Origin of the sequence: Amycolatopsis pittospori, assembly GCF_013870525.1 — a bacterium.
GTDB classification, from domain to species: Bacteria; Actinomycetota; Actinomycetes; order Mycobacteriales; family Pseudonocardiaceae; genus Amycolatopsis; species Amycolatopsis pittospori.
On sequence record NZ_JACBXD010000028.1, the window covers coordinates 19,009 to 31,043 of the forward strand.

The 12,035-nt window shown below is 69.3% G+C and carries 7 protein-coding genes; 4 read left to right on the forward strand and 3 right to left on the reverse strand.

Annotated features, from left to right (window positions below; genetic code table 11):
* Positions 1-82: 82 nt before the first annotated feature.
* The 3 genes from H5J31_RS17805 to H5J31_RS17815 are packed head-to-tail and all read left to right on the forward strand — an operon-like array spanning position 83 to position 6,437.
* Positions 83-3,736, forward strand: coding sequence for a BTAD domain-containing putative transcriptional regulator (locus H5J31_RS17805; protein ID WP_181773708.1), 3,654 nt, complete (start codon positions 83-85; stop codon positions 3,734-3,736).
* A gap of 41 nt (positions 3,737-3,777) precedes the next feature.
* A complete protein-coding gene (locus tag H5J31_RS17810; protein ID WP_181773709.1) occupies positions 3,778-5,055 on the forward strand; it encodes an extracellular solute-binding protein in 1,278 nt (425 codons plus the stop codon).
* Between the two features lie 11 nt (positions 5,056-5,066).
* Positions 5,067-6,437, forward strand: coding sequence for a GH1 family beta-glucosidase (locus H5J31_RS17815; protein ID WP_181773710.1), 1,371 nt, complete (start codon positions 5,067-5,069; stop codon positions 6,435-6,437).
* A 208-nt stretch (positions 6,438-6,645) separates the two neighbouring features.
* Here H5J31_RS17815 and H5J31_RS17820 read toward each other — a convergent pair whose 3' ends face one another.
* Genes H5J31_RS17820 through H5J31_RS17830 form a run of 3 tightly spaced genes read right to left on the reverse strand, consistent with a single transcriptional unit; the run spans position 6,646 to position 9,127 of the window.
* A complete protein-coding gene (locus tag H5J31_RS17820) occupies positions 6,646-7,479 on the reverse strand; it encodes a carbohydrate ABC transporter permease (protein ID WP_181773711.1) in 834 nt (277 codons plus the stop codon).
* Positions 7,476-8,369 (reverse strand): carbohydrate ABC transporter permease, encoded by an 894-nt coding sequence (locus H5J31_RS17825; RefSeq protein WP_236005191.1) that lies wholly within the window; start codon positions 8,367-8,369, stop codon positions 7,476-7,478. Before H5J31_RS17825 ends, H5J31_RS17820 begins: the two co-directional genes overlap by 4 nt.
* The gene (locus tag H5J31_RS17830; RefSeq protein ID WP_181773712.1) at positions 8,366-9,127 is read right to left on the reverse strand and encodes a DeoR/GlpR family DNA-binding transcription regulator; all 762 of its coding nucleotides are present in this window, start codon (positions 9,125-9,127) and stop codon (positions 8,366-8,368) included. The genes H5J31_RS17825 and H5J31_RS17830 overlap by 4 nt, the downstream gene beginning before the upstream one ends.
* A gap of 245 nt (positions 9,128-9,372) precedes the next feature.
* On the opposite strand from H5J31_RS17830, the gene H5J31_RS17835 reads away from it, so the two are divergent.
* The gene (locus H5J31_RS17835) at positions 9,373-11,799 is read left to right on the forward strand and encodes a beta-L-arabinofuranosidase domain-containing protein (protein WP_181773713.1); all 2,427 of its coding nucleotides are present in this window, start codon (positions 9,373-9,375) and stop codon (positions 11,797-11,799) included.
* Positions 11,800-12,035 lie beyond the last annotated feature (236 nt).

The window sequence follows — 12,035 nt, forward strand, 5'->3', positions numbered from 1 at the left end:
CGCCTTCGCACGGACGTCTTAAACTGCGGGGGCCGCTGTGAAGATCCGGCCACTTTCGGTAACGACGAGAAATGGAGCCGGCGTGACGAACGGGCTGCGCGTCGAGCTGCTCGGGCCGCCTCGTGCCTGGCTCGAAGGTACCGAACTGAAGCTCGGACCCGCCCGTCAGCGCGCCGTTTTCGCCACCCTGGCCGCACGTCGCGGTCAGCCGGTGTCGCTCGGCGAACTGATCTCCGACGTCTGGGGCGGATCGGCGCCTGCCAGTGCCACCGGCAGTGTCCACACCTACGTCTCCGGTCTGCGCGGCGCCATCCGCAAAGCGGGCGGCACCGCCCACGACGTTCTGCACTCCTCCGGGTCGAGCTACGTGCTCCGGCTGGACCGCGAAGCCCTCGACGTCCGACTGTTCGAAAAGGACGCCTCCGAAGCCCGGCGGCTGCTCGGCCAGGAGGATCAGCGTGGCGCGGCCGCCCTGCTCACCACCGCGCTCGGGCGCTGGCGCGGCGAGGCCTATTCCGGCGTACCGGGGCCGTTCGCCGAAGCGGAGCGCGTCCGGCTCGCCGAACTGCAGCTGACCGCCACCGAACTCCGGGCCACCGCGCTGCTCGGCCTCGGCGACCACCGCGAACTGGTAGCCGAGCTGACCGAACTGGTCCAGCGGCATCCGTTGCGCGAGTCGCTGTACGAAACGCTCATGCGCGCCCTGCACGCCAGCGGACGGCAGACCGAAGCGCTGACCGTCTACCGCGAAGCCCGGCAGGTGCTCCAGAGCGAACTCCGGGTCGAGCCGGGCGTTCCGCTGCGGGAACTGCACCAGCGCATCCTGGACGGCACCGAGAAACCTGTCACCGGACCGAAATCGGCTCCGGTGCTGATCGTCCCGCCGCCGGTGGCCAAGGCGATCGAACGCGGCGGCACGTCGTATCTGCCCGGGCGAGCCCGGCAGGTCGAGCGGCTGGCCGGCTTCGTCACCGACGTACTCGCCGGGCGAGGCCGTCCCGTCTGGCTCGAAGGCGAACCGGGCATCGGCAAATCGGAACTGCTGATCGCCGGGCTTGCCTCCGCCGGGGCGCGGGGCTGTCAGCTCGCCTGGACCGCGGCCGATGAGCTCCAGCAACGGTTCCCGCTGCAGGTGATCATGGAATGCCTCGGCGTGCATCACGGCTCGGCCGATCCGGCCAGGGCCGAACTCGCCGGAGAGCTGCACGCCGAACCCGCGCACGGCAACTGGGGCCCGGCCGACCCGATCCTGTCCACTGTGGACAAACTGCTGGCGCTGGTCGACGAGACCTGCGCGGCAGGCCCGCTGGTACTGGTGATCGACGACCTGCACTGGGCCGACGAGGCGAGCGTCCTGCTGTGGCAACGGCTGGCCGCCGCGACCCGTCAGCTGCCGCTGCTGCTGGTCGCCGCCTCCCGCACCGGGCACGGCCGCCGGGATCTGGCCCAGCTGCGCCGCGGTGTCGAGGCGAGGGACGGCGAGATCATCCCGGTCGAGGTACTGACCGACGACGAGGTCGGCGCGGTGTTCGAGGTCGTCCTGGCCGCGAAACTGGGCCCGAGCCTGCGCCCGCTGGTCCGCCGCGCGGCCGGGAATCCGCTCTACGCCAGGGAAATCGCCCACGACCTGGTCCGCACCGGCGCACTGCGGATCAACGGGGGCGTCGCCGAGGTGACGCTCGACGGCACCCAGAACGCGCCGCGTTCGCTGCTGGCGGCGGTCGGCCGCACGCTGGAATACCTCGACCCCGCCACGACGCAGATCCTGCGCACGGCCTCCCTGCTGGGCGCGGAGTTCGCGGTCGAGGACATCGCCGCGCTGGCAGGCAAGACCCCGCTGGAGGTCCTGCGGGAACTCGAACCGGCCACCGCCGCCGGGGTGATCGAGTACGCCGGGGACAAACTCGCCTTCCACCACCCGTTCCAGCGTCAGGCGCTCTACGACGGCATCGCCAAACCGGTGCGCGCCGCCCTGCACCGGCGCGCGGCCGAAGCACTCGATCGCGGTGGCGCGCCGGTGAAGCGGGTCGCCGAGCAACTCGCCGCCGAGCCGGTGCCGTTCGACCCGTGGCTGGTCGAATGGCTCACCGGCAACCACATCGCGGTGTCCAACCGCGCCCCGCAGATCACCGCCGACCTCGTCCGCCGTGCGCTCGAAAGCACCGTGCCCACCCGGGAACAGCGGGAAACGCTGATGGCCGTGCTGGTGCGCGTGCTGTTCCGGCTCGAGCTGAATCCGGAGGAAGAGGCCGAGCAGGCGGTGAAGACGATCCGCGACAAGGCGGATCTGGCGCAGATGCGGCATGTCCTCGCCGCGCTCCGGTACCGCCGTGGTGACACCCCCGGGGCGCTGGAAGCACTCGCCGACACCGCCGACGACCCGTCGATGCCGGAGCTGTGGCGCACCAGCACCCGGACCCTGCTCGCCAACTTCCGGCGCGGCAACCTCGACGACCTGGACGAAACCGAGCGGACGGCGCGGCGGCTGCACGCCGAGGCCGAGGCGGCGGACGAACGCTATCCGGCCGCGCACGCGCAGCAGACGCTGTGGCTCGTGCATTCCATCCGCCGCGAGCACGACCGCGCGCTGGCCGCGATCGACGGCGCGCTGGACACCGCCGGCGACGAGGCGGACCTGGCGACGCTGCGCTTCGACCTGCTCGACAACCGCCTGTTCACCCTGCAGAACCTCGACAGGCTCGACGAAGCCGACGCCACCCTCCACGCCGGGTACGAAACGGCCGCACGGCACGGTCTGCCGACCGGCCCGCAGGTGTCGGCCGCCGTGCACTACTACTGGACCGGCCGCTGGGACGAGGCACTGGCCGAACTGGACTCGGTCACCGAAGACGGTCCGGCGATCACCTTCTACGGTGTGCGCGAGCCCGGCGCCGCCGCCCTGTTGCTGCACGGCGTCGCCGCCCTCATCGCGGGTCACCGGGACGAACGCGTCGCCGTCCGAGCGCATCTCGACGCGGCCGAGGCGCATTCGCCGTCGAACTCCGCCGAGCGTGAAAGCTGCGACTTCTACCTCGCGGCCCAGGCGACGGCCGCCGAGCAGCGGGATCGGCTCGACGACGCGCTGCGCCTGTTCGCCCCCGTGCTGCGTCCCGACTACGCCCGGATGATGTTGCGCCACCAATGGCTGCCGGACGTCGTCCGCGTCGCGCTCGCGGCCGGGAACCAGGACATCGCCGACGAAGCGCTCGCCGTCTGCGTCGAGGAGGCGAGCCAGGAAACCGTGCCCGCGCGGGCCACCGCGGCCGCCGACCGCTGCCGGGCGCTGATCGACGGCGACCCGGAGGGCGCGCTGGCCGCGGCCGATCACTATCGCGCGGTCGGCCGTCCGATCGAGCTCGCCTCCGCGCTGGAGGACTCCGCCGAACTGCTCGCGAAGGCCGGATACCTCGAATCGGCCACCCAGGCACTAACCGAGGCGTGTGAGGTGCTCGGGCCGGTCGGTGCCACCTGGAGCATCCGCCGCGCCGAAAGCCGGCTGCGCCCCTACGGCGTGCTGAGCCGGGCCGAACAAGGCCCCCGGCACGCGGGCGCGTTGTCGCCGCTGGAGATCCGGATCGCGCAGCTGGTCGCCGCGAAGCTGTCCAATCCGGAGATCGCGGCGGAACTGAGCCTGCCGAGAAGAACCGTTCAGTCGCTCGTGTCCCGTGTGCTCACGAAGCTGCACGCCGACTCGCGGCTGACCATCGTCGACCAGTTGCCCCGCAGACTCGCATGATCCGCAAGCCGTCCGAGCATCGCGCACGACCGAGGAGAGTTATGACCCGCCCGCGTGGATTCCGTCTGGTGGCCGGAGCGGCGGCCTTCGCGCTGCTGCTCACCGGCTGTTCGGGAAAGTCGGCGGAGCCCGGCGGACCGATCAAACTCACCGTCGCCACCTTCGGCGAATTCGGCTACGAGAAACTCTTCGACGAATACGAGAAGGCGCATCCGGGGGTCACGGTCGAAGGCCGCGTCGCCGACTTCGAGACGCACCACCGGCAACTCGCCACCGGCCTGGGCGCCGGACGCGGCTCCGCCGACGTCGTCGCGATCGAAGAGCAGTACCTCCCGAAGTTCCGGCAATCCACGGACAAGTTCACCGATCTGTCCGAATTCGGCGCGCAGGACCTGCGCCCGAACTGGCCGTCGTGGAAATGGGACCAGGGCACCGCGAACGGCGGGAAGTTCGTGATGGGCCTCGGCACCGACATGGGCAGCCTCGCGCTCTGCTACCGCCGTGACCTGTTCGCGAAGGCCGGGCTGCCGACCGACCGGGACCAGGTGGCCGCGTTGTGGCCGACCTGGGAGAAGTTCGCCGAAGTCGGCGACCGGTTCAGCGCGAAGATCCCGGACGCCAAATTCGCCGACTCGGCGGGCACCGTCTACACCGCGATGCTCAACCAATCACAGGAGAACTACTTCGCCGCGGCCGACGACAAGTTCATCGGGGACACGAACCCGAACGTGCGCAAGGCCTTCGACCTGGCGGGCGGGATGGCCATGAAGAAGGAGACGGCCGCCGTCACCACCTTCACACAGCCGTGGACGGTGGCGATCAAGCAGAGCCGGTTCGCCACCATCACCTGCCCCGCCTGGATGCTCACCCAGATCGAGGAGGCGGGCGGCCCGGAACTGGCGGGCAAATGGGACGTCACCTCGGTGCCGGGTAAGGCGGGCAACTGGGGCGGCTCGTTCCTGACCGTCCCGAAGCAGGGCGAGCACCGCAAGGAGGCCTACGACCTCGCCGTCTGGCTCACCGCGCCCGAACAGCAGAAACGGATCTTCCTCGACAGCGGGCTGCTGCCGAGCGCGCTGGGCGCCTACCAGGACGGCGCCGTGCTTTCCCACACCAGCAAGTACTTCAGCGACGCACCGGTCGGCAAGATCTTCGCCGCGTCCGCCGAAGCCCTGCGGCCGAACTACCGCGGCCTGCGCGACGGCGAGGTCCGGCCGGTGTACGGGCACGCGCTCGGCCGGGTCGAAGAGCGCAGGCAGAGTGTCGAAGGGGCCTGGTCCCAGGCCGCGAGGGAAGGCCGCGCCGCGGCCGTGAAATGAGTGGGGACGGCGTGACACGCAGCTTTCCGGCAGGGTTCCGCTGGGGCACGGCCACGGCGTCGTACCAGATCGAGGGTTCGGCGACGGCCGACGGCAGAGGACCGTCCATTTGGGACACTTTCAGCGCCGAACCGGGCCGGGTGGCCGACGGCGCGACCGGCGACCGGGCCTGCGAGCACTACCTGCGGTACGACGAAGACGTCGACCTGCTGAGCGGACTCGGCATCCCGTACTACCGGTTCTCGGTCGCGTGGTCCCGGGTCATGCCGGACGGCCGGGCGATCGAACCACGCGGGCTCGCCTTCTACGATCGCCTTGTCGACAAGCTGCTGCAGCGCGGGATCACCCCGATGGTCACGCTCTACCACTGGGATCTGCCACAGGCGCTGCAGGACGAGGGCGGCTGGCCGAACCGCGACGTCGCGAGCCTCTTCGCCGACTACGCGCAGACCGTCCACAAAGCACTCGGCGACCGCGTCCGGCAGTGGACGACGATCAACGAGCCGTTCTGCGCCGCCTTCATCGGCTACGGCAACGGCGACCACGCCCCGGGTATCCAGGACGAAGGCGCCGCCCTGGTCGCCGGGCACCACCTGCTGCTCGCTCACGGCCAGGCCGCGCAGGCGTTACGTGCCAACGGTGGCGAGCAGGAAGTGTCCATCGTGCTCAACTTCGCGCCGGTCCTGACCGATGTGGACGATGCCACGCACCGCGAAGCCGCGCGCAAGTTCGACTTCCTGCACAACAGGTTCTTCCTCGATCCGCTGCTCGGCCGCGGCTACCCGCCCGAGTTGCTGGCGGACCTGGACCATCTCGGCACCCTCGAACCGGCGATCGCCGACGGCGACCTGGAAGTCATCGCGCAGCCCCTGGACGTCCTGGGCGTCAACTACTACGCGCCCGCCCGCGCCGTCCCGCTCGACGACCCCGAGGCCGACAGCAACTGCCCGCTGCCGGGGCTGCGCGGCATGGACGTCCTGCCGCCGCGCGGCGAGCTGACGTCGATCGGCTGGGAGCAGCGACCGGAGTCGTTCACCGATCTCCTGCTGTGGCTGCGCGGACACTGCCCCGGCCTGCCGCTGGTGATCGCCGAGAACGGCGCCGCCTTCGAGGACGAGGTGGTGGACGGGCGCGTCCACGACGAGCAACGCGTCCGGTACTTCGCCGAGCACCTCGGCGCCGTGCACGACGCGATCGAGCGCGGCGCCGACATCCGCGGCTACATGGCCTGGTCGCTGCTGGACAACTTCGAGTGGGCCATGGGCTACACGAAACGGTTCGGCATCGTGCACGTCGACTTCGAGACGCAGGAACGGACGCTCAAGGACAGCGCGCGGTTCTTCGCCGACGTGGTGGCACGCAACGGCCTCATCGGGCTTTAAGGCAGTCGTGAGTGGCGATTCGGGTTAGAACCCGAATCGCCACTCACGACCCTCAACGCCGTCCGGTGCCCCCGGCAGGGGTTGCGAAAGCCACTTTCGCAACGTTGAGGGTTGCGAAAGTGGCTTTCGCAACGCCATCTCCCGGCAGGCCGTACTGGGCCGGGTCGGTCGTGAGTGGTGTTCTGGCGTCACTTACCACTCACGACCCTCAGACTCGGGGCGCGCCGCGCATCACGCCGTTGACCACCTTCCGGGCCAGCAGGATGAACAGCGCGACGACCGGCAGCACGCCGAGCGTCGCGGCCGTGAGCATCAGCGAGTAGTCGGTGAAATAGCCGCTGGCCAGCCGCGACAGTGCGACTTGGACGGTCGGGTTCTCGTTGGGGTCGAGCGCGATCAGCGGCCAGAAGAAGTCGTTCCAGGCGGTCATGAAGGTCAGCATGGCGAGCACCGCGGCCTGCGGACGGATGGCGGGCACGGCCACGTGCCAGAACAACCGCACCGTCGAGCAGCCGTCGATGCGTCCGGCGTCGAGCAGTTCGCCGGGGATCGCCTCTTCGCACGCCTGCCGCATCCAGAACACGCTGAACGCGCCGATGAGACCCGGCACGATCACCGCCTCCAGCCGCCCGTACCAGCCGAGTTCGCCGACCACCAGGTAGAGCGGGATGACGCCGAGTTGCGCGGGCACCATGGCGGTACCGATGACGATCAGGAACAGCGTGTCACGGCCGGGGAATCGCAGGCGGGCGAAGGCGAATCCGGCCATGCTGGACAGCAGGACGTTCGACACGGTCACCGTGCCGGCGACGATCAGCGAGTTCTGCATCGCCAGCCAGAAGTCGACGGTGGCGAAGACCTCCCGGACGTTCTCGAACAGGTTCCCGCCGGGCAGCAACGGCGGTGTCGTCTCGCCGAGCGCGGAGTTGTCCTTCGAGGACACCACGAACGACCAGTACAACGGGAAGATCGACGCGACACCCACCGCGAGCAGCAGCCCGTAGGCGACGAAACCGCCTCTTTCCCTCGCCGCCACTGTCACTCACCGCCCCGCATCCGGCGCACGAGCGAGAAGTTGGCCAGCGCGAACCCGGCCGAGAACAGGAACAGCAGCCAGGCGATCGCGGCCGCGTATCCGGCGTCGAACTCGCCGAACCCCTTCTCGTACAGGTACATCGCGAGCGTCTGGAACTGCCTGTCCGCGCCGCCCGTCCCGGCGACGCCGGTGTCGTCGAACAACTGCGGCTCGGCGAACAACTGCAGCCCGCCGATGGTCGAGATCACCACGGTGAAGGCGATGGTCGGCCGGATGGCGGGTACGGTGATCGACCAGAACGTCCGCCAGCGTGACGCGCCGTCGAGCATGGCGGCGTCGTACCGTTCCTGCGGCACGGACTGCATGGCGGCGAGGTAGAGCAGCGCGTTGTAGCCCGTCCAGCGCCACATCACCATCACGCTCACCGCGACGTGCGAGGCGAACCGGTCCGATCGCCAGTCCACCGGGTCGATCCCGACCAGGCCGAGTGCCCAGTTGACGACGCCGTAGTCCTCGGCGAACAGCTGGCTGAACACCAGCGCCACCGCGACCACCGAAACGACGTTGGGCAGCAGGACGCTGGCGCGCCACAGGGTCCGCGCGCGCAGTGGACGGTCGAGCAGGGCCGCGAGACCGAGCGCGGCCAGCAACTGCGGCACGGTCGAAAGGAGGAAGATGCTGACCGTGTTGAAGAGCGCGTTGTAGAAATACGGATCCCCCAGCAGGACCGCGAAGTTGTCCAGACCGGCGAACCCGCCGTCACCGTTGATCAGATGCCAGTGGTGCAGCGCGACCCAGGCGGTGTACAGCAACGGGAAAAGGCCGAACACGCCGAACAGGATGTAGAACGGCGCCGTCATCAGGTATCCGGCGAGCCGCTCGCCCGTACGCCTCAAACGGCGATCACCTTGATGCCGGTCTGGGCGATCTCGTCGGCGACCTGGGGATCGACGCCGGTGTCGGTGATCAGGGTGTCGACGTCGCCGAGCTCCCCGAACCGGGCGAAGTGATCGTTGCCGATCTTGGTGTGGTCGGCCAGCAGGACCGTGCGGCGTGCGGAGGAGATGGCCGCGCGCTTGACCATCGCCTCGGCGGTGTCCGGTGTGGTGAGTCCGCGCTCGACGGAAATCCCGTTGGTCGCGATGAAGGCCACGTCGACGAAGGTGTCCTTGAGAGCACTGAGCGCCCAGCTGTCCACCGCGGCCATGGCGCGGCCTCGCACCCTGCCGCCCACCAGCATCACCGTGATGTTGGGGCGGTTGGCGAGGGTGAACGCGTTCGGCAGCGAAGGGGTGACCACGGTCAGTTCGCGATCGGCGGGGATGATGCTCGCCAGCCGCCCGACCGTGGTGCCGGCGTCGAGCAGGATCGCGCCCTCGTCGGGGACCTGCTCCAGCGCGGCGGCGGCGATGCGTTCCTTTTCGCCGGTCATCACCGTGTCGCGGGCGGCGAGACCGGGCTCGAAGCCCAGCCGCTCGACCGGGATCGCGCCGCCGTGCACCCGCCGCAGCATCCCGTTGCGCTCCAGGGCGGTGAGATCGCGGCGCACGGTCTCGCTGGTGATTTCGAAGCCGGCCGCGAGCGACGCCACGTCGACCCGGCCGTCCTGCCGGGCCTGCTTGAGAATGGCGCGCTGCCGCTCCTCGGCGTACAACGGTCACCTCCTGGCCTGGCGAGTATGCGGGTATGGCGACAATAGTTGGTTTCGCTTCCCAGCGGACACCCATCGCCGGATCGGGTCGCGCGCGCCCCGGACGACGGCAGCACGCCTGCCCTATCGGACAGCGCGAGTGCCCCTTAGCCCCCGCCGCTCGTCCGGAACACGACGAACGGCGGATTTACAACGTTGTACCAACGATGTAAATCTTGGCTGACCGGGTAGTGAAAGGGGAAAACGCCATGTCAGTCCCCCGCCGAAGCTTCCTCAAGGCCACCGTCGCCACAGGTCTCGCCGCCGGAACCGGGATCGGTGCCGCCGCCGAAGCCGGAGCCGCACCGGCCTCGCCGTACATCGCCAACCGGGCACCACTGCAGCCCGCTCCCCTGCTGCGCCTCCCGCCCGGCTCGGCCAGGGCCGACGGCTGGCTCGCCACGCAACTCCGCAAGCAACTCGACGGTCTCAACGGCCGCTATCAGGAGGTGTCGCACTACCTCGCGTTCGGCGACACCGGCTGGACGCGTCCCGAACTGGACGGCTGGGAAGAGGTGCCCTACTGGCTGCGCGGTTACGGCGATCTCGGTTACGTCACCGGGGACGCGCGCGTCCTGGCCGACACCCGCCGCTGGATCGACGCGGTCATCGCCACCCAGGCCCCGGACGGCTTCTTCGGGCCGACCAGGCTCCGCACGCGGACCGAAGGACATGCGGACCTCTGGCCGCATATGCCGATGCTGCACGCCCTGCGCTCGCATGAGGAGTACACAAAGGACAGCCGGGTCGTCCCGTTCCTCACCCGCTACTTCCGTTACCTGGCGGCCCAGCCGACGTCGGTGTACACCGACGGCTGGGGTCATACCCGCTGGTCCGACACGATCGACGTCGTCTACTGGCTGTACAACCGCACCGGCGACGCGTTCCTGCTGGAGTTGGTCCGCACCATCCACCGGCATTCGGCGAACTGGATGGACGACCTGCCCACCGGCCACAACGTCAACATCACCCAGGGGTTCCGGGAACCCGGCCAGTTCTGGGTGCTTTCGGGCGATCCCGCGCACCGCGCGAGCGCGTACGCGAACTACGACCGCGTCCAAGGGCGCTACGGCCAGTTCCCCGGCGGCGGTTTCGCCGGCGACGAGAACGTGCGGCCCGGCTACGACGATCCGAGGCAGGGCTTCGAGACCTGCGGGATCGTCGAATACATGATGAGCCACGAGATCCTCGCCCGGACGACCGGCGACCCCATCTGGGCCGACCGCGTCGAGGAACTCGCCTTCAACCTGCTCCCCGCCGCACTCGATCCCTCCGGACGCGGCGTGCACTACGTGACTTCCGCCAACGGGATCCAGCTCGACCGGCAGCCGAAGACGCTGAGCCAGTTCGACAATCCCTTCGCCATGCAGGCGTACGAACCGGGTATCGACAACTACCGTTGCTGCCCGCACAACTACGGCATGGGCTGGCCGTACTACGTCGAGGAGATGTGGCAGGCCACGGCCGACGGCGGGCTCTGCGCGATGCTGTACGGCGCTTCCAAGGTGACCGTGAAGGCCGTCGAAGGTACCGCGGTGACCGTCACCCAATCGACCACATACCCGTTCTCGGACACGATCACGTTCACCTTCTCACTGTCGAAACCGACGGAATTCCCCTTCAAGGTCAGGATTCCCGGCTGGTGCCCGTCGCCTTCACTGTCGGTCAACGGCGGCGCGGTCACCGCCGGCGGCGGTCCGCGCTACGAAACCGTGCGCCGGGTCTGGCGTTCCGGCGACCGCGTCACCCTGCGGCTGCCGATGACGACCCGCATCCGGCTCTGGACGCGCAACCACAACTCCGTCTCGGTCGACCGCGGGCCGCTGACGTTCTCCCTCGCGGTACAGGAGAACTGGAGTCGCGTGGCAGGAAACGAACAATGGCCGGTGTACGAGGTCCGGCCGGGCTCCGCGTGGAACTACGGATTGGTGCCGCAGGCCGGTTTCGCGGTCGTGGCGAGCGGCGGGAATCCGCTCGACCCGTTCACCCCGGGGAACAGCCCGGTCCGGCTCACCACCGACGCGCAGCGCATCGGCGCGTGGCAGGCCGACGAGCAGAACGTGATCGCCGAACTGGCCGACGGTCCGGTGGCCGCGAACACCCCTGTCGAACGCGTGACGCTGATCCCGATGGGAGCCGCGCGGCTGCGGGTCACCTCGTTCCCGCAGACCGGTGGCTCCCTGGAATGGCGCACGGGCTGGACCCGGATCGAGAACCGCAATTCCGGCAAGGTCCTCGGTGTCGACCGGATGTCCACCGAGAACTCCGCGCAGGTCGTCCAGTTCCACGACAACGGGACGGCGGACCACCTGTGGCGCACCATCGACAACGGCGACGGCTGGTTCCGTATCCAGAACCGCCACTCCGGCAAGGTCCTCGGTGTCGATCAGATGTCCACGGCGAACTCCGCGCGCGTGGTCCAGTTCGGCGACAACGGCACGGCCGACCACCTGTGGCGGTTCGTGGACAACGGCGATGGCTGGTTCCGCGTCCAGAACCGTAACTCCGGCAAGGTCCTCGGCGTGGACCAGATGTCCACCGCGGACTCGGCGATCGTCGTGCAGTTCGACGACAACGGGACCGCCGACCACCTGTGGCGCCTGCTCGACCAGCCCTCCGCCGTGGCGTCCGGCTGATCACGCGTGCCGTCCGTCCAATCACAAGTGCCGTCCGCCTGATCACAGGTGTCGTCCATCTGATCACCGCACCGGCAAGACCCCCGCGGCGCGACTCACGGCCGCCAACGAGATCAGCCGTGATCAGACGGACGGCACACGTGATCAGACGGACGCCATGCGTGATTGGACGGACGGCACACGGACTGGCTAGTCCTCCGGGAGCTCGTGCTCGCCGCGGCGGCGATCTTCTGGAC

Excerpts from the sequence above, each read along its gene's own strand:
- H5J31_RS17835 (WP_181773713.1), top strand. The coding sequence starts at position 9,373 with ATGTCAGTCCCCCGCCGAAGCTTCCTCAAGGCCACCGTCGCCACAGGT.
- H5J31_RS17810 (WP_181773709.1), top strand. The coding sequence starts at position 3,778 with ATGACCCGCCCGCGTGGATTCCGTCTGGTGGCCGGAGCGGCGGCCTTC.